Here is a 17,574-nt window from a genome sequence, read left to right as displayed (position 1 = left end):
CCATGACCCCCGCCGCCAGCCAGAGCGTCCAGCCCGGCTTTTCCCACGCCGCCATCTGCGCCTTCCTCTACCGCGAGGCGCGCCATCTCGACGATCGCGAGTGAAAGGCGTGGCTCGACTGCTACGCGCCTGACGCGAGCTACTGGATGCCGGCCTGGGACGACGACGACCGCATCACCGAGGATCCGCAGTCGCAGATCTCGCTGATGTACTACCCCGACCGCGACGGGCTCGAGGACCGGGTGTTCCGCATCGAGACGGAACGCTCGGGCGCCTCGACCCCCGAGCCGCGCACCAGCCATTCGGTGACGAACGTCGAGGTGCTGGCCGATCGCGGCGACGAGGTGGACGTGCGCTACAACTTCCACACGCTCAGCCAGCGCTACAACACCACCGATCGGTTCTTCGGCACGACCTTCGTCACCCTGCGCCGTCAGGGCGACGGGATGGTGATCGCGGCCAAGAAGATCGTCCTCAAGAACGACTACATCCGGCAGGTCATCGACGTCTATCACGTCTGACCGCCGGGCACCGGACCGAGGAGGGGTTCCATGTCCAGCTATACGATCGCGCTGAACTTCGAGGACGGGGTGACCCGCTTCATAGACTGCGGGGCGGGGGAAAAGGTGCTCGACGCCGCCTACCGCGCCAAGATCAACCTGCCGATGGATTGCTCGGACGGCGTCTGCGGCACCTGCAAGTGCCGGGCCGAGCGCGGCAGCTATGACCTGGGCGACGACTACATCGAGGACGCCCTGACCGAGGACGAGGCCGCCGAGGGGCTGGTCCTCACCTGCCAGATGACCGTCAGCAGCGACTGCGTGCTGGCGGTGCCGGTGCCGTCCACCGTCTGCAAGACCGGCCAGCAGAAGTTCGCCGCCACCGTCGCGCGGGTCGCGCCGCACAAGGACGCGGCGATCGTGCTGGAGCTCGACGTGGACGGCGCGGCCCCGGTGTTCCTGCCCGGCCAGTACGTCAACATCGACGTGCCGGGCAGCGGCGATCACCGCAGCTATTCCTTCAGCACCGCGCCGGCCGAGGGGCGGGTGGGCTTCGTCATCAAGACCATCCCCGGCGGGCTGATGAGCGGCTGGCTGTCGCGCGCCGCGGTGGGCGACCGGATCGAGCTGACCGGCCCCCTGGGCAGCTTCTACCTGCGTGAGCCGGTGCGGCCGCTTCTGTTCCTCGCAGGCGGGACCGGGCTGGCGCCGTTCCTGTCGATGCTCGAGGTGCTGGCGCGGGCGGGCTCGACCCAGAAGATCCACCTGATCTATGGCGTGACCCGCGATCTCGATCTGGTGCTCGAGGACGAGATCGCGGCCTATGCGGCACGGCTGCCGAACTTCACCTACAGCACCGTGGTGGCCGACGAGGCGTCGGCGCATCCGCGCAAGGGCTGGGTGACCCAGCATATGCCCGACGACCTGACCGATGGCGGCTTCGACCTCTATCTCTGCGGGCCGCCCGCGATGGTGGATGCGGTGCGCCGGCATCTCGACACGACCGGCATCGCGCCCGCGAACTTCCACTACGAGAAGTTCACCCCGAACGCCCCCGCCGGCGCGACCCCCGCCACCGATACCGCGGACGCCGCATGAGCGGCGCCGTGTTTGCGGGCCGGTTCGCGGGCAAGGTGCTGGTCGTCACCGGCGCGGCCCAGGGCATCGGCCGTTCCGTTGCGCTGCGCGTCGCTGCCGAGGGCGGGCACGTGCTGCTGGTCGACCGCGCCGATTTCGTGGCCGAGGTCGCGGCCGAGGCGGCCGGCAGCGCCGGCGAGGCCTCAGCCTTCACCGCCGATCTCGAGACCTACGCCGGGGCCGAGGCGGCCATGGCCCACGCGGTCGAGCGCTTCGGCGGCCTCGACATCCTGATCAACAACGTCGGCGGCGCGATCCGCATGCGCCCGTTTTCGGCCTTCGAGCCCGAGCAGATCGACGCCGAGATCCGCCGCTCGCTGATGCCGACGCTCTACTGCTGCCGGGCGGTGCTGCCGCATCTCTCCGCGCGGGGCGGCGGCACCATCGTCAACGTCTCGTCGAACGCCACCCGCGGCATCCACCGCGTGCCCTATTTGGCGGCCAAGGGCGGGATCAACGCCATCACCCAGTCGCTGGCGATGGAGCTGGCCGACCAGAACATCCGCGTGGTGGCCACCGCCCCCGGCGGCACCGAGGCCCCGCCCCGCCGCGTCCCCCGCAACGCCGAGGGCGACAGCGACGCCGAGCGCGCGTGGATGGCCGAGGTCGTGGCGCAGGTGACGCAGTCGGCCTTTCTGCACCGCTACGGCACCATCGACGAACAGGTGGCGCCCATCCTGTTCCTCGCCTCGGACGAGGCGGGATACATCACCGGCAGCATCCTGCCGGTGGCCGGGGGCGATCTGGGCTGAAACGGCCCAGTCCCCCAACGACCAACTGGGAGGAGGAAACCCCGAAGATGAGAACCCTGGACGTCAATGCGGCGATCGACCGAAGCCCGTTCGGCCGCTTCAATGGATGGTGGTGGCGCTCTGCGGCATCCTGCTGATCGTGGACGGCTATGACGTGTTCGTGGCCGGCACGGTGCTGCCGACGCTGATCAAGGAATGGGGCCTGACCAAGCCGCAGGCCGGCGCGCTGCAGGCCTGGGCGCTGTTCGGGATGATGTTCGGCGCGCTGGTGCTCGGCTCGCTCGCCGACCGGATCGGCCGCAAGAAGGGCGTGGCGATCAGCTTCGCCCTGTTCACCACGGCGACGGTGCTGACCGGCTTTGCCCAGACGCCCGAGCAGTTCAAGGTGTTCCGCTTCATCGCCGGCCTCGGCTGCGGCGGGTTGATGCCCAACGCCGTCGCGCTGATGAACGAATACGCCCCCAAGCGCCTGCGCGGCACGATGGTGGCGATCATGTTCTCGGGCTACTCGGTGGGCGGCATGGTGGCCGCCGCGCTCGGCATCGGGCTAATCCCCAGCTTCGGCTGGCAGCCGATGTTCTTCGTCGCCGCCCTGCCGCTCGCGCTGCTGCCGCTGATCCTGTGGCGGCTGCCCGAGTCGCTCGGCTTCATGATCCGTCAGGGCCGGCAGGACGAGGCACGCCGCATCCTGGCGCGGATCGACCCGACCGTGCCGGCCGACGCGCAGCTCGTCTATACCGAAAGCAAGGGTAAGTCCGCCTCGGTGGCCGAGCTCTTCCGCCATGACCGGGCGTTGCGCACGGTGATGCTGTGGGTGTCGTTCTTCTGCTGCCTGCTGCTCGTCTATCTGCTCTCGTCGTGGCTGCCGAAGCTGCTGCAAGAGGTCGGTTACGCCGAGAAGGCGAGCCTCTTGAGCCTCTTCTCGCTCAACTTTGGCGGCATGATCGGCGCGATTGCCGGCGGCCGGCTGGGCGACCGCTTCGGACTGCCGCGGGTGGTGGTGGCGTTCTTCGCGCTGGCCGCGGTGTCGATCGGGCTGATCGGCTTTGCCCCCTCGGCCACGCTGCTCTTCGTGCTGATCTTCGTGGCTGGTGCCACGACCATCGGGACGCAGATCCTGCTCTATGCGAGCGTGGCGCAGCTTTACGACCTGTCGGTGCGGGGCTCGGGCCTCGGCTGGGCGTCGGGTGTGGGCCGGGTCGGCGCCATCGTCGGGCCGACGCTGGGCGGGGTGCTGCTCGCCCAGCAACTGCCGCTGCGCGAGAACTTCCTGATCTTCGCGGTGCCCGCGGCGATCTCGGCGCTGGCGATGGTGGTGTTCGCCCTCGCCAACGCCCGTGACCGGCGCCCGATGCTGGCCGCCGCCTGAGGCGCGGCGCCGGCCCGGCCCGGCGCCCGCCCCGATCTGCCGCGCGAGGGGCCGGGTCCGTCCCGGCCCCTCGTCCCGTCCGCCCCAACCCCGGCCCGGAGACCGCCCATGCCCAACCCCGCACCCGCCGCCGCGAACCCCCACGCCGGCAAGCCCTGCATCCTGTGCGTGGCGATCACCGGCTCGCTGCCGACGAAGGAAAATAACCCGGCGGTGCCGATCACCATCGCCGAGCAGGTGGAATCGACGCAGGAAGCCTTCGAGGCCGGCGCCACCATCGCCCATTGCCACGTCCGTGACGACGAGGGGAAACCGACGAGCGACCCCGAGCGCTTCGCCCGCCTCAAGGAGGGGATCGAGACGCATTGCCCCGGCATGATCGTCCAGCTTTCGACCGGTGGCCGCTCGGGCGCGGGACAGGCGCGGGGCGGGATGCTGCCGCTTTCGCCGGACATGGCGAGCCTCTCGGTCGGGTCGAACAACTTTCCGACCCGGGTCTATGAGAACCCGCCCGACCTCGTGGACTGGCTCGCGGCCGAGATGCGGACCTACGGCGTCAAGCCCGAGATCGAGGCGTTCGACCTCTCGCACATCCTTCAAGCGAAGAAGATGGCGGATGACGGGCGGCTTGAGGGCACGCCCTACGTCCAGTTCGTGATGGGTGTGAAGAACGCGATGCCCGCCGACCGGGACGTGTTCGACTATTACATCCGCACCGTGCAACGGCTGTTCGGGGCCGATGCGCCATGGTGCGCGGCGGGGATCGGGCCGGCGCAGATCGTGCTGAACGAGTGGGCGATCTCCTCGGGCGGGCACGCGCGGACGGGGCTCGAGGACAACGTGCGGCTGGACCGCGAGCGCCTCGCGCCGTCGAACGCGGCGCTGGTGCGGCGGGCGGCGGAGTTGTGCGAGCGCTACGAGCGCCCGGTGGCAAGCTGGCAGCAGGCCCGCGCGATCCTGGGGCTAAGGGCCGCATGAGCGAGGGCGAGATTTCAGTAAACAGGTTGACATAGTTTCCGGTGCGGCGGCATCCTTTGCGCGACGAAGACCGGCACGGACCGGCAGTTTTCAGCGGACGGAACAGCCCATGCGCGCCATTGTCCTGCATGAACGGGGAACCCATGGGCCGCGCCTGACCGAGCGGGCCGTGCCAGAACGTCCCGCCGACGGCGTGCTGGTGCGGATGCTCGCCGCCTCGGTGAACCGTGTCGACCTGTACATGCGCGACTCGGGCCAGGGGATCACCCACGACCTGCCGCTGGTGATGGGCGTCGACGGGGTGGGAGAGGTGCTCGAGACTGGTCCCGGCTCGGCCTTTCGGGCGGGCGACCGGGTGATCCTCTACCCGTACGACTTCTGCGGTCGCTGCCGGCATTGTCTGGCCGGCGACCAGCCGCTCTGCCTTCGGGCGCGGATCTTCGGCGAGCATATCGACGGCACCTTCACCGAGGTGATGGCGGTGCCGGAACGGGCGCTGCTGCCGCTGTCGCCCGCTGCCGACCTGCACGCGGCGGCGACGCTGGGGGTCGCCTATCTCACCGCGTGGCGGATGGTGCTGGGCCGCGTGCCGGCCGGGCCGGGGCAGGTGGTGTTCATCCAGGGCGCCGGGGGCGGTGTCGCCCACGCGGCGCTTCAGCTTGCGCGGATGGCCGGGGCGCGGGTGATCGTCTCGACCAACGGGGCCGGGAAGCTCGCGCATTTCGAGGCCGAGGGCGTCGCCGCGGTGGACTATCGTGACCCCGAGATGGTCGCGCAGGTGCTGGCGCTGACCGGCGGCGCAGGCGCCGACATGGTCATCGACAACGTCGGCGCGGCAAGCTGGGCGCAGTCGCTGCGAGTGCTGGCCCGTGGCGGGCGGCTGATGACTTGCGGCGCGACCACCGGGGCGCATCCCTCGGCCGACATCCAGCGGCTGTTCGTGCGCCAGCTGTCGGTGCACGGCTCGACCATGGGCAGCCTCGAGGAGTTCCGCCGCCTGCTCGCCGCCTTCGAAAGTGGCGCCTTCCGTCCGCCCATCGACAGCGCGTTTCCGCTGGCCGAGGTGCCTGCGGCCTTCGCCCGGCTCGAGGCGGCCGAGCGGCTGGGCAAGATCGTCATTGCCATTGCTGAACCGAGGGGCGCCGAACCGGAGGCCACCGCACCATGAGCTACCGCAGCATCCTCGTGCGCCGCGAGGGCGGGGTCGGCATCGTCACGCTGAACCGCCCGGAGGCGCTGAACGCGTTGAACCTCGAGATGACGACCGAACTCGCTGACGCGCTCGCCGCGTTCGAACGCGACGGGGGGATCGACGCGATCGTGCTGACCGGCTCGGACCGCGCCTTCGCCGCCGGCGCGGACATCAAGGAAATCGCGGACAAGAGCTTCGCCGAGGTCTTCGACGAAGAGTTCATCACCGCGACGTGGGAGAATGTGGCCCGCTGCCGCAAGCCGACCCTCGCGGCGGTGTCGGGCCATGCCGTCGGCGGCGGGTTCGAGCTGGCGCTGATGTGCGACATCATCATCGCGGCCGAGTGCGCCCGTTTTTCCCTGCCCGAGGCGCGGATCGGTATCATTCCCGGCGCGGGCGGGACGCAGCGGCTGACCCGCGCGGGCGGCAAGGCGCTGGCGATGGACATGATCCTGACCGGCCGGCGGCTCACCGCGGCCAAGGCGCTGGCCGCGGGGCTGGTCAGCCGCGTGGTGCCGGACGGCGAGCATCTGGCCACCGCCATCGCGCTCGCCGCCGGGATGGGCGAGGCCTCTCGGCCGGTGCTGATGATCGCCAAGGAGGCCGTGAACAAGGCCCATGAGACGCATCTGGCCGAGGGCATCCACCTGGAGCGGCGGCTGCTCTATTCGACCTTCGCGCTCGAGGATCGGCGCGAGGGGATGACGGCCTTTGCCGAGAAGCGGCCGCCGCGCTTCCAGAACCGCTGAGCTGCGGCGCTAGAGGTGCGGGCGGATTCCGCCCGACACCGCCAGCATCTCGCCGGTCAGGAACCCAGCGTCCTCGCGCAGGAACGAGGCGATCGCGGCCGCGGTCTCGGACGGCTCGGCCATGCGCGGGTTCATCGCCGCGGCGACCAGGCGCGCGGCGTCGGCCGCGGGGATGTTGCGCGTGACCGAGGTGCGGGTCAGCCCCGGCGCCACGCAGTTCACCGTGACGGCGGGCGCGAACTCGGCCGCAAGGCTGCGGGTGAGCGAGGCGACGGCCGCCTTGGCGGCGGCGTAGTCGGCCTGCCCGGCTTCGCCCCCCAGCACGATGCTGGCGACGTTGACGATCCGCCCCCAGCCGCGGGCGAGCATCCCCGGAGCAAAGGCGCGGACGAGGTGGAACCCGCCCATCAGGTTCAGCTCGAAGGTGGCGCGGAACTGGTCCTCGGTCATCTCGAGGAAGGGCGTGTAAAGCCGGTCCGAGCGCAGCCCGCCGACAAGGTTCACGAGGATGTCGACCCGCCCCAGTTCCGCGAGCGCTGCTTCGGCAAAGGCCGCGGCCTCGTCGGTGCGGGTCACGTCGGCGCGCAGGCAGGCGACGGGCAGGGCAGGGGCGGCGCCGGCCAGCCACGCCTGCGCCTCGGCCAGCCGGCCGCCCGAGATGTCGGTGAGGGCCAGCCCCGCCACCCCGTCCTCGACCAGCCGCGCGACCACCGCCCGGCCCATCGGGCCGCCGGCCCCGGTGACCGCCGCGATCCGCCCGGACAGCGGCGCGGTCACGCCAGCCCCATCTCGTCCCGCAACATCTTCCTGAGCGCGAACTTCTGGATCTTGCCCGAGGCCGTGGCCGGCAACGCCTCGCGGATCTCGAGCCGTTCGGGCCAGTACTGCACCGCAAGCTTGTGCGCGCCGAGGTGGCGTTTCATCTCTTCCATGTCGAAGCTGGCGCCGGGCTTCAGGGTGACGAAGGCGCAGGCGCGTTCGCCCAGCCGCTCGTCGGGATAGGCGACGATGGCGACCTGATGGACGGCCGGGTGCTTGAAGAGGATCGATTCGACCTCGAACACCGGGATGTTCTCGGCCCCGCGGATGATGATGTCCTTGGACCGCCCGGCGATGCGGATGTAGCCGCGCTCGTCCATCCGCGCGACGTCGCCGGTGTCGAACCACCCGTCGGCGTCGGTGCCGTTCCACTCGGGCCGCTTCAGATAGCCGCCGAAGTTCGAACAGGCGCGCACGAACAGTTCTCCCGCCGTGCCCGTCAGGCAGACGTTGCCCGCGTCGTCGCGGATCTGCAGCTCGACGCCGGGCAGCGGGCGGCCGTCGGTGTTGACCGAGCGCTCGTCGTCGTCGGCCGGATCGACCAGCGTGACCGCGCCGTTCTCGGTCATCCCCCAGGCCGAGATGACCTTGGTGCCGGTCATGATATTGCGCGCCCGCTCGACCACCGGGCCGGGGATCGCGGCGCCCGCGCAGAGGAAGGTGCGCAGCGACGAGCTGTCGAAGCGGTGATCCTCGACCGCCTGCGTGAGGTCCATGAGGAACGGCGTCGAGGCCATGGTGAAGGTGATCCGGTCGCCCTCGACCATCTGCGCCTTGAGCCGCCGGTCCCAGGTGTCGAACAGGATCGACCGCGCCTTGAGGTAGATCGGCATCAGAAGCCCGTACATGAAGCCGGTCTGGTGGGCCATCGGCGAGGCCATGGCGATCACGTCATCGGACCCGAGCCCCAGCCGGTCGGCATAGGCGATGATGTTGGAATACATCGTGTTCGAGGTGTGCATCACCCCCTTGGGCTCGCCCGTGGTGCCGCTGGTGTAGATCAGCTGGTTCACGTCGTTGGGACCGGGGCGGTTGGCCGTCACGATCCGGTCCAGATCGGGATCGGAGTCGAAGGCGGGGTTGGCCAGCAGCGCATCGAAGCCGTTGTCGCCCGCCGCACCGTTCACGACGACATGCTCGAGCTGCGGCAGCTGTCCGCGCATCCCTTCGGCCATGGCCGCGTGATCGAAGCCGCGGAAGACCGAAGGGACGATGAAGACGCGGGATTCGCCGTGACGCAGCATGAACAGCAGCTCGTGCTCGCGGAAGATCGGCATGACCGGATTGAAGACCGCCCCGATCCGCGCGCAGCCGAGATAGGTGGCCACGAACTGCCAGCTGTTGGGAAGCTGGCAGGTCACCACGTCGTTCCGGCCGATCCCCAGCCGGGTCAGCCCGACCGCGGCGCGGTTGGCGGCGCGGTCCAGCTCGGCCCAGGTCAGGTCGTGGCGCAGTCCCTCGGCCCCGGTGATCGAGCTGACCGCCAGCCGGTCCGGCCCCGCCGCGAGCGCCGCGGCGAAATAGTCGTTCACCGTCTTGTCGGGCCAGAAACCGGCGCGGGTCATCGCCTCGCGCCGCGGCTCGATCAGGATCGCGTCGAAGTCCATCAGTCTCTCTCCTCCCCCAAGGTTGGGCCGCGGGTCCTCAGCCCGTGACCGCGTCCCGCCCGGCACGCTCGCGGGCGATGATGTTCTTCATGATGTGCGCGGTCCCGTCCCCGATCTGCAGGCCCAGCACGTCCTTGAGCCGCTGCGCGAAGGGCAGGTCGCCCGCATAGCCGGCGTGGCCGTGGATCAGGATGCAGGCGTGGATCGCCTCATAGGCCAGCAGCGGCGGCCACCATTTCGTCATCGCCGCGTCGGCGGTGTGGGGCAGGCCGTTGTCCTTGAGCCACAGCGCGTTCATCGACAAGAGCCGCGCCGCCGCCAGCCGCGTCTCGAAATCGGCCAGCTGGTGGCTGACCCCCTGAAAGGCGCCGAGCGGCTTGCCGAAGGCCCGCCGCTCGCCGATGTAGGCCCAGGTCTCGTCCAGCGACTGCTGCGCCGTCCCAAGGCATTGCAGGCCGATCAGCGAGCGCGAGAAGTCGAAGCCCTGCATCACCTGGGCAAAGCCGCGCCCCTCGTCGCCCAAAAGGTTCTCGGCCGGGACGCGCACGTTGTCGAACCAGATCGAGCCGTGGCCGACCTGGTTCTGGCCCATGTTGTCGAACTTCGAGGTGGTGATCCCCGGCAGGTCCATCGGCACGAGGATGGCCGAGACGCCGCGCGCGCCGTCCTCGGGCCGCCCGGTGCGCGCAAAGACCACGGTGCCGGCGGCGATCTGGTTGGCCGAGATCGAGGTCTTTTCGCCGTTCAGGATGTAATGGGCGCCGTCACGCTCCATCCGCAGGCCGAGGTTCGCCGCGTCCGATCCGCCCTTGGGCTCCGTCAGGGCGATCGCCAGCATGATCTTGCCCGCGGTCAGGCGGGTCAGCCAGTCGCGGGCGATCTCGGGGCGCGCGAAGGCCGCGAGGATCTGCCCGTTCAGCGAGGCGAGCAGCGGCACATAGGCAAAGGTGAAATCGGCGCGGGCGATCTCCTCGACGATGGCGCCGGCGTATAGCGTGCCGGCGCCCATGCCGCCGAACGCCTCGGGCAGCTCGGGCGCGATCAGGCCGAGCTGGCCCATCTCGCGCACCAGCGCCATGTCCATCCGCCCCGCCTTCTCGCGCGCGAGATAGCCCGGCGCCACGCGGTCCTGCGCGAAGCGTCGCGCAAGGTCGCGGATCTGGTCGAGTTCCTCGGTGTCGAAAACCGTTCGTGCCATCGCTGCGCGTCCTCCTCCGACGTGCCGTGCCCCTTGCCGCCGTGGACCCGGGCCACCCCTCCCGGTGGCCCGATCCGGCGGTCAGCGCTTGCGCGCGTATCTGCGGAAATCGGGCTTGCGCTTTTCCTTGAAGGCAATCCCGCCCTCCTTGGATTCGTCGGTGTCGTAATAGAGCGACAGCGCATACATCCCCATGCCCGCGATGCCGCGCTGATGCTCGGTGTCCATGTTGAACGAGCGCTTGGCGATGGCGATGGCGGTGGGCGATTTCTCCATGATCTCGGCGCACCATCGGTCCACCTCGGCATCGAGCTGGTCGTCGGGCACCACCGCGTTCACCAGCCCCATGTCGAGCGCCTCGCGCGCCTTGTAGCGGCGGTTGAGATACCAGATCTCGCGCGCCTTCTTCTCGCCCACGACGCGGGCGAGGAAGGCGGTGCCGAAGCCCGGATCGACCGAGCCGACCTTGGGGCCGACCTGACCGAACTGGGCGCTTTCGGCCGCCACCGTCAGGTCGCAGATGGTGCAGAGCACGTTGCCGCCGCCGATCGCATAGCCGCGGACCTTGGCGATGACCGGCTTCGGCACGTCGCGGATGACCGAGTGCAGTTCCTCCATCGGCAGGCCGATGGTGCCGCGGCCGTCGTACTGCCCGTCGTGGGCCGACTGGTCGCCGCCGGTGCAGAAGGCCCGGTCGCCTGCGCCGGTCAGGACGATCACGCCGATGTCGCGGTCCCAGCCGGCGCGGTTGAAGGCGTGGATCAGCTCTTCGACGGTCTGGCCGCGAAAGGCGTTCATCTTGTCGGGACGGTTCAGCGTGATGGTGGCGACGCCGTCCCGGGTCTCGAACAGGATGTCCTCATAGGTCATGTCGGTCATGGCTCGCGGCCCTCCTCAGCCGTGCATGGTCAGGCCGCCGGACACCGAGATCACCTGTCCGGTGATGAAGGCGGCGTCGTCCGAGGCCAGGAACAGGATCGCGCCCGGCAGGTCGTCGGGTTGGCCCAGTCGGCCCAGCGGGACGGCGCGGGTGAAGGCGTCGCGCAGCTTCTCCTTGTTGCCGGCGGCCTCCATGAAGCTGTCGAGCATCGGCGTGTCGGTCACGCCGGGGCAGACGCAGTTGAAGGTGATCCCCTGGCGCGCATGTTCGCGCGCGAGCGTCTTGGAAAAGGCGATGACGCCGGCCTTGCAGGCGGCATAGACCGATTCCCCCGACGAGCCGACCCGCGCCGCGTCCGAGGCGACGCTGACCACGCGGCCCGACTTGCGCTCGGCCATGCCGGAGAGGACCGCGTGGGTGATGTTGAGGACCGAGCGCAGGTTGATGTCGATCAGCTTCGCCCAGTAATCGGGTTCGGACTTGAGGAAGGGCACGAACAGGTCCCAGCCCGCGTTGTTCACGAGGATGTCGATCGGCCCGTGCGCGGTCTCGGCGGCGGCGACCGCAGCCTTGACGGCGGCGTAGTCGGTCAGATCGACGATCATCGGCATCGCCGTGCCGCCGGCGGCCGCGATCCGGTCCACCGCCGCCTGTGCAGCGCCTTCGTTGATGTCGGCGACCAGCACCCGGGCGCCTTCCTCGGCAAAGCGCGCCGCGGTCGCGGCGCCGATCCCGCCGCCGCCGCCGGTTACGACAACCAGTTTCCCACCCAGTCCGCGCATCTCATCCTCCCCTGCGGCAACCCGGCCGCGAGCGGCCGCTGACATTCGGCGTTGCCAAGAAATTCTGGACAGCGCCTGCATCCGGCCCGTAGGGACGGTGATGGCAAATCAGGAAAGTTGTGTCAACATGTTTACGGATAAACCGGCGTGTCGCGTCGGCCGGCGGCTGCAGGGCCGGCCATGAGCAGGGGCTCCGAGGCGCGCGGCGTCGAGGCCGCGGCCGCGCCGGTGGACGAACTGACCGCCGGGCTGCGCAACCGGCTGTTCTTCCGCCTCTACCAGGCCGCGAATCTGCTGCACAAAACCGGCACCCGCGCGCTCGAGGCGCATGGCGTGACCACCCAGCAATGGGCGGTGCTGGGCGCGCTGGCCGATCCGCGCAGCCAGGGCGGGATCGCCGTCGGCGACCTGGCCGCGCTGCTGATGGTCAGCCGGCAGAACCTCAATGGCGTGCTGTCCCGGCTCGAGGCGCGGGGCCTGACCGAGCGGGTGGTGGACGCGCGCGACAAGCGCTCGCGCTTCATCCACCTGACCGAAGAGGGAAGCGCCCTCTGGATCGCCATCCAGCCCGAGATCGGCGCCTATTACGGGGACTCGGTCACCGGGTTCTCGAACAGCGACCTGATCGCGATGCTGCATTACCTCGAGAGCCTGCGGCGGAACTTCGTCCGCATCCAGGCCGAGCAGGGCGACCCCGAGGAATGACGGTAAAGTGGCATCAGGATGTCGTTAAAGCGCGCAGATCGGTGCGTCTTGCGCGGATAATGTAGAAATAGATTGCAATAAAATCTTCCCCGGCTAGCCTCCCTGCCGACGACACAGCGCCACAAGGGGTGGGAGGCCCCGGCGCCAACCTGGGAAGGAACGATGAAGAACATCTGCATCACCGCCGCGCTTGCGGTGCTCGCTGCCGGGACGGCCTCGGCCGAGATCTCGGATGGCCGCGTCAAGATCGGGATCATGAACGACCAGTCGGGGCCCTACTCGGCGCTGGCCGGTCTCGGCTCGGTCGAGGCCGCGCGCATGGCGGTCGAGGATTTCGGCGGCACTGTGCTCGACGCGCCGATCGAGATCGTCTCGGCCGACCACCAGAACAAGGCCGACGTCGGCTCGACCATCGCCCGGCGCTGGTACGACACCGAGCAGGTGGACAGCATCATGGACCTGACGACTTCGTCCGTGGCGCTGGCCGTGCAGGCGCTGTCGGCGGATGCGAAGAAGATCACCATCGCCACCGGCGTGGGCTCCACCGACCTGTCGGGCAAGGCCTGCACGCCCTACGGTTTTCACTGGACCTTCGACAACCGCTCGATGTCGGTGGGCACCGCCAACGCGGTCGTCGATGCGGGCGGGGACAGCTGGTACTTCCTCACCGCCGACTACGCCTTCGGCCACTCGCTCGAGGCGACCGCGACTAAGGTGATCGAGGCCAAGGGCGGCAAGGTGCTCGGCTCGGCGCGCCACCCGCTGAACACGTCGGATTACTCGGCGTTCCTGCTGCAGGCGCAGTCCTCGGGGGCCAAGGTGATCGGCCTTGCTTCGGCCGGCATGGATTCGCAGAACGCCATCAAGCAGGCAGCCGAGTTCGGCCTGACCAAGGGGGGGCAGAAGCTCGCCGGGCTCTTGATGATGATCACCGACGTGCACGGGCTGGGGCTCGAGGCGGCGCAGGGCCTCTATATGACCGAGGCGTTCTATTGGGACCGCGACGACGCCTCGCGGGCGTTCAGCGAGCGCTACAAGGCGCGGACCGGGGCGATGCCGACGATGATCCAGGCGGGCACCTATTCGGCGGTGCTGGCCTATCTCAAGGCGGTCGCGGCCGCGGGGACGGATGAAAGCGACGCGGTGGCGGCCAAGCTGCACGAACAGCCGCTGGACGATTTCTTCGCCCCCGGCGCTCGGGTGGCGGCGAACGGGCAGCTGATCAACGACGTCTACCTGATGCAGGTCAAGACGCCGGAAGAGAGCAAGGGCGACTGGGACTATTACAAGATCATCGCCACGATCCCAGGCGCGCAGGCCTATCTGCCGGCGGCCGAGTCGGGCTGTCCTCTGGTCAAATAAGCACACGGGCCGACCGGGGCGCGGTTGCGCCCCGGTCGATCTGCCGCGGAGCGCACGACCGCCCCCGGGCGCCGAGGCTCGCGCGCACACCCCGCCGCCGCTGGACCCATCGCCCGTCGGCTGTTGACCCCCGGGGCGCCCGCCTGTCTTCTGCACCGCGTGCGGCGCGGGGGCGGCCCGACCGTCGGATGCGGCACATCAGCGAGGGAGCCTCAGGATGCGCGCGTTCTATCACCCCGACCAGGCGCTGCATGATCCGCAGCAGTATCTGCGCTTCGGCCGCGTGGTCGCCGCCAAGGACCTGCCCGAGCGCACGACCCGCCTGCTCGACGCCTTGGATCGCCACGGCATCCGCCCCGAACACCCGGTCGAATGCGGGCTCGACCCGGTGCTGGCGGTCCACGCCGAGGGTTTCGTCGATTTCCTTCGAACCGCCTGGGACGAATGGCAGACCCTGCCGCCCGAGCGAGGGCCCGAGGTCTGGCCCGCGACCTTCCCCTATTGGAGCGGCCGCCCCGACGCGGGCACCCGGCCGCCCAGCCGGGCGACGGGCATCCTGGGGCGGCTGGGGTGGTATCTCGGCGACATGTCGGTGCCGATGGGGCCCGATGCGTGGCGCTCGGTCCTGCGCTCAGCCGAGACCGCCGTCGCCGGCGCCGACGCGCTTTGTGGGGGAGAGGCGGCGGTCTTCGCCCTCTGTCGCCCCTCGGGGCATCACGCCCGCACCGACCGCGCCTCGGGGTTCTGCTACCTGAACAACGCGGCCATCGCCGCGCAGCGGCTGCGCGAGCGCTTTGCGCGGGTCGCAGTGCTGGATGTCGATGTCCACCACGGCGATGGCACGCAGCAAGTGTTCTATGACCGCGACGACGTGCTGACGGTTTCGATCCACGGCGACCCCGCGGATTTCTATCCCTTCTACACCGGCTTCGCCGATGAGCGTGGGCACGGCGCGGGCGAGGGGGCCAACCTCAACCTGCCCCTGCCGCCCGGCGCGGCATGGCCGCAGTTCGAGGCTGCGCTAACCACCGCAACCGCCGCGATCCGCAACTTCGGCGCCGACGCGCTGGTGGTGGCGCTGGGGTATGACGCGCATGAGGCCGACCCGATCGGCATCCTCAAGCTGACATCTGCGGACTTCCGCCGCGTCGGCGCGGCCGTCCGTGCCCTCGGGCGGCCCACGCTGATCGTGCAGGAGGGGGGCTACGCCGTCGAGGTCATCGGCGACTGCCTGGATGCGTTTCTGACCGGGCTGCAGGACGGCTGAAGAGAGACCCAGCGCCTCAACATACGGCAGGGCCGCCGGCCCGGTGGGGTGGTCGGGTGTCGCCCCCGACCACCGGGTCCGCGTGCAGCCGGCGTAGCCTACCCCATCCGCACCGAGGCCGTCGCCGTCCGCGCCCGCAGGCGGCGCGAGAGGGCCTCGACCGTGCCGCTCATCAGCCCGGTCGCCACGAGGATCACCATCGCCCGGTCCATCCGCAGCTCGCCGATCGCGTCGTCGAGGTAGAAGCCGAGCGTGGCGATCCCCAGCACCCCCATGATCGCCGTCTCGCGCAGGATGATCTCCCACCGATAGAGCAGCAGGGCGAGGAAGGGGCCGAAGAGGCGCGGCAGATACTCCCACGCCCAGAGTGTCGCCCCCCGCGGCGCGTCGGGCCGCAGCGGGCGGCCGACGGCCTGCCGGGCGAGCAGGTGGCCGATGATCGCCCCGTTGTGCAGCCCGAGCGCGAGGATCGCGGGCAGCATCGACGGGCCGAAGGCCTGCATCAGCAGATAGGCGAGCATGTATTCGGGGAACGACCGCAGCACCACCAGCACCAGATGCCCGACGAGCGCGCCCACTCGCCCGGTCACGCGCGGCGCGGGCAGCGCCATGCCGGCGAGCGCGACCAGCCCCGCGACGACCAGCGCGATCTGCCCCACCAGGATCGTGTTGGCGAGGCCGGGCAGCACCATCGTGCGCATGAGCATCCCGAGCCACGGCACGAGCCCGGCCCAGTCGCCCTGCCGGATCGGGGCCGGCACGATGTCCTCGGTCAGGAACCGCAGCAGCGCGCCCTCACCCATCGGCGGGTGCGCGACCTGCGCCAGCACCACCAGCGCGGCCGCAAGCCACAGCGGCGCGAGCCGCGCCCGCATCCAGACCCGGACGCTGGCGATCAGCGCGACATACAGGATCATGATGGCGCTCGCCGCGCCATAGTCGCCCTGCCGGAACACGGTGTCGAGCTGGAAGCCCAGCGTCGGCAGCCCGACGAAGCCCAGCACCGCCGAGGACCGCAGCCCGCACTCGACGCGGTAGAGCGCGTAGCCCGCCATGTCGCGGGCCACCAGCGGCGCCCGCGCCCAGACGAAGCGGCTCAGCGCGTCGGTGCCGGGGCCGAGCACCCGGGCCGGACGCGGGTCGGCCTCGTCCAGCATCTCGGACAGCACCTTGGCGAAGATCCCGGCGTAGGGCAGGGCCAGCGCCAGCACCCCGGCGGCCGGGCTGATGCCCAGCACCTGGATCAGGATCAGCGCCCAGAACAGCTCGTGCACCGAGCGCAGCGCGATGGCGAGCGTGCGCACCGCGCGCCGGTGATAGAAGGGCGCCATGAGCAGCCCGGCGAGGCCCCCCAGCGCGACGCCGGCGACAGCGAAGGCGACGGTCAGGGCGAGGGCGCGGCCGATCGCCTCGATGCCGGTGAAATCGGGGCGCAGGAACCCCAGCGCCATGCGCCCCAGCGTGTCCCACGGGTCGTGACCGGCCAGCGTCAGGTCGGCCATCGGCAGGCACAGCGCCGCCAGCACCACGAAGCCGAGCGCGAGGTGCAGCCGCGAAAGCGTCCGGTCAGGGGGCATAGAGCGCCTGTACATGGGCGTCGTCGACGGCCTCGACGGGGCGGTCGAAGAGGATCCGCCCCTGCCGCAGGCCGACCAGCCGGGTGGCCCAGCGGCGGGCGAGGCCCACGTCGTGCAGCGCAACGATGGCGGTGGGGAAGCGGTCGCGCAGCAGGTCGGCCAGCGCCCCGGCCTGCCGCGGATCGACGGCCGACAGCGGCTCGTCCGCCACCAGCACGTCGCCGCCGCGGTAGAGCGCGCGGGCCAGCGCCGTGCGCTGCCGCTGCCCGCCCGAAAGCCGTCCGACGGGCCGGTCGATCTCGGGCGCCAGCCCGACCTCGGTCAGGATCGCGGCGACCGCCGCGCGCTCGGCCCGGCGCGGGTGGACGAAGGTGGCGAGGTTGTGCAGCGCGCCGTGATCGTCGAGCCGCCCCATGAGCGCGTTCCGCAGCACCGAAAGCTGCGGCACCAGCCCGTGATCCTGCGGCACCAGCGCCACCCGCTGCCCCTGCGCGACCAGCGCCGCCCAGACCGCATCGAGCAGCGTCGATTTCCCCGCCCCGCTGCGCCCGAGCAGCGCCACCCGCTCGCCCGGCGCGAGGTCGAGCGTGACCTCGCGCAGCACCGGCGCGCCGCCATAGCCGAGGTCGGCCGCCGCGATCAGCGGCGGGGCGGTGCGCAGGGCGGCGTGGCCCGGGGCGGTGGTGGCGGCCATCGCCGG

General features: G+C 70.4%; 16 protein-coding genes and 1 pseudogene. 10 read left to right on the top strand and 7 right to left on the bottom strand.

Annotation, left to right across the window (positions count from 1 at the left end; genetic code table 11):
• Nucleotides 1-116: 116 nt before the first annotated feature.
• From BLW17_RS03660 to BLW17_RS03630, 7 genes and pseudogenes are all read left to right on the top strand, one after another.
• Nucleotides 117-521, top strand: a pseudogene (locus BLW17_RS03660) (aromatic-ring-hydroxylating dioxygenase subunit beta); the annotation flags it as partial.
• Nucleotides 522-551: 30 nt separating this feature from the next.
• A complete protein-coding gene (benC, locus tag BLW17_RS03655; protein WP_036734120.1) occupies nucleotides 552-1,598 on the top strand; it encodes a benzoate 1,2-dioxygenase electron transfer component BenC in 1,047 nt (348 codons plus the stop codon).
• Nucleotides 1,595-2,389 carry a benzoate diol dehydrogenase BenD gene (benD, locus tag BLW17_RS03650; protein WP_036734122.1) on the top strand — a complete coding sequence of 265 codons (795 nt, stop codon included), beginning with the start codon at nucleotides 1,595-1,597 and terminating at the stop codon, nucleotides 2,387-2,389. The genes benC and benD overlap by 4 nt, the downstream gene beginning before the upstream one ends.
• Nucleotides 2,390-2,495: 106 nt before the next feature.
• Nucleotides 2,496-3,758: an MFS transporter gene (locus tag BLW17_RS03645; RefSeq protein WP_052176435.1), complete on the top strand. Its 1,263-nt coding sequence runs from the start codon at nucleotides 2,496-2,498 to the stop codon at nucleotides 3,756-3,758.
• A 108-nt stretch (nucleotides 3,759-3,866) separates the two neighbouring features.
• Nucleotides 3,867-4,736: a 3-oxoadipate:acetyl-CoA acetyltransferase gene (locus BLW17_RS03640; protein WP_052176106.1), complete on the top strand. Its 870-nt coding sequence runs from the start codon at nucleotides 3,867-3,869 to the stop codon at nucleotides 4,734-4,736.
• Nucleotides 4,737-4,845: 109 nt separating this feature from the next.
• Complete coding sequence (locus tag BLW17_RS03635) at nucleotides 4,846-5,904, top strand: zinc-binding dehydrogenase (protein ID WP_052176074.1); 1,059 nt, start codon at nucleotides 4,846-4,848, stop codon at nucleotides 5,902-5,904.
• Nucleotides 5,901-6,677 (top strand): enoyl-CoA hydratase-related protein, encoded by a 777-nt coding sequence (locus BLW17_RS03630; RefSeq protein ID WP_036730550.1) that lies wholly within the window; start codon nucleotides 5,901-5,903, stop codon nucleotides 6,675-6,677. Before BLW17_RS03635 ends, BLW17_RS03630 begins: the two co-directional genes overlap by 4 nt.
• Before the next feature lie 9 nt (nucleotides 6,678-6,686).
• Here the strand turns inward: BLW17_RS03630 and BLW17_RS03625 are convergent, their stop codons facing one another.
• The 5 genes from BLW17_RS03625 to BLW17_RS03605 form a co-directional block, all read right to left on the bottom strand.
• A complete protein-coding gene (locus BLW17_RS03625; RefSeq protein WP_036730553.1) occupies nucleotides 6,687-7,454 on the bottom strand; it encodes an SDR family NAD(P)-dependent oxidoreductase in 768 nt (255 codons plus the stop codon).
• Nucleotides 7,451-9,103 carry a cyclohexanecarboxylate-CoA ligase gene (aliA, locus tag BLW17_RS03620; protein ID WP_036730556.1) on the bottom strand — a complete coding sequence of 551 codons (1,653 nt, stop codon included), beginning with the start codon at nucleotides 9,101-9,103 and terminating at the stop codon, nucleotides 7,451-7,453. The genes BLW17_RS03625 and aliA overlap by 4 nt, the downstream gene beginning before the upstream one ends.
• A gap of 37 nt (nucleotides 9,104-9,140) precedes the next feature.
• The gene (gene aliB / locus BLW17_RS03615) at nucleotides 9,141-10,301 is read right to left on the bottom strand and encodes a cyclohexanecarboxyl-CoA dehydrogenase (protein WP_036730559.1); all 1,161 of its coding nucleotides are present in this window, start codon (nucleotides 10,299-10,301) and stop codon (nucleotides 9,141-9,143) included.
• Nucleotides 10,302-10,382: 81 nt separating this feature from the next.
• Nucleotides 10,383-11,180: a 2-ketocyclohexanecarboxyl-CoA hydrolase gene (gene badI / locus BLW17_RS03610; protein ID WP_197055240.1), complete on the bottom strand. Its 798-nt coding sequence runs from the start codon at nucleotides 11,178-11,180 to the stop codon at nucleotides 10,383-10,385.
• A gap of 15 nt (nucleotides 11,181-11,195) precedes the next feature.
• The gene (locus tag BLW17_RS03605; protein ID WP_170835576.1) at nucleotides 11,196-11,963 is read right to left on the bottom strand and encodes an SDR family NAD(P)-dependent oxidoreductase; all 768 of its coding nucleotides are present in this window, start codon (nucleotides 11,961-11,963) and stop codon (nucleotides 11,196-11,198) included.
• Between the two features lie 180 nt (nucleotides 11,964-12,143).
• Here BLW17_RS03605 and BLW17_RS03600 point away from each other — a divergent pair, with 180 nt between their 5' ends.
• The 3 genes from BLW17_RS03600 (at nucleotide 12,144) to BLW17_RS03590 (ending at nucleotide 15,297) form a co-directional block, all read left to right on the top strand.
• The gene (locus BLW17_RS03600) at nucleotides 12,144-12,668 is read left to right on the top strand and encodes a MarR family winged helix-turn-helix transcriptional regulator (protein ID WP_052174877.1); all 525 of its coding nucleotides are present in this window, start codon (nucleotides 12,144-12,146) and stop codon (nucleotides 12,666-12,668) included.
• 162 nt (nucleotides 12,669-12,830) lie between these two features.
• The gene (locus tag BLW17_RS03595; RefSeq protein ID WP_036708365.1) at nucleotides 12,831-14,030 is read left to right on the top strand and encodes an ABC transporter substrate-binding protein; all 1,200 of its coding nucleotides are present in this window, start codon (nucleotides 12,831-12,833) and stop codon (nucleotides 14,028-14,030) included.
• A 217-nt stretch (nucleotides 14,031-14,247) separates the two neighbouring features.
• Nucleotides 14,248-15,297 carry a histone deacetylase family protein gene (locus tag BLW17_RS03590; protein ID WP_036730562.1) on the top strand — a complete coding sequence of 350 codons (1,050 nt, stop codon included), beginning with the start codon at nucleotides 14,248-14,250 and terminating at the stop codon, nucleotides 15,295-15,297.
• A 98-nt stretch (nucleotides 15,298-15,395) separates the two neighbouring features.
• Here the strand turns inward: BLW17_RS03590 and BLW17_RS03585 are convergent, their stop codons facing one another.
• A complete protein-coding gene (locus BLW17_RS03585; RefSeq protein WP_052176075.1) occupies nucleotides 15,396-16,874 on the bottom strand; it encodes a PhnE/PtxC family ABC transporter permease in 1,479 nt (492 codons plus the stop codon).
• Nucleotides 16,864-17,568 (bottom strand): ATP-binding cassette domain-containing protein, encoded by a 705-nt coding sequence (locus tag BLW17_RS03580; protein ID WP_052176077.1) that lies wholly within the window; start codon nucleotides 17,566-17,568, stop codon nucleotides 16,864-16,866. The genes BLW17_RS03585 and BLW17_RS03580 overlap by 11 nt, the downstream gene beginning before the upstream one ends.
• Nucleotides 17,569-17,574 lie beyond the last annotated feature (6 nt).

Origin of the sequence: Paracoccus sanguinis (assembly GCF_900106665.1) — a bacterium.
Lineage (GTDB): Bacteria > Pseudomonadota > Alphaproteobacteria > Rhodobacterales > Rhodobacteraceae > Paracoccus > Paracoccus panacisoli.
This window is presented reverse-complemented; position numbering and strand designations above follow the sequence as displayed.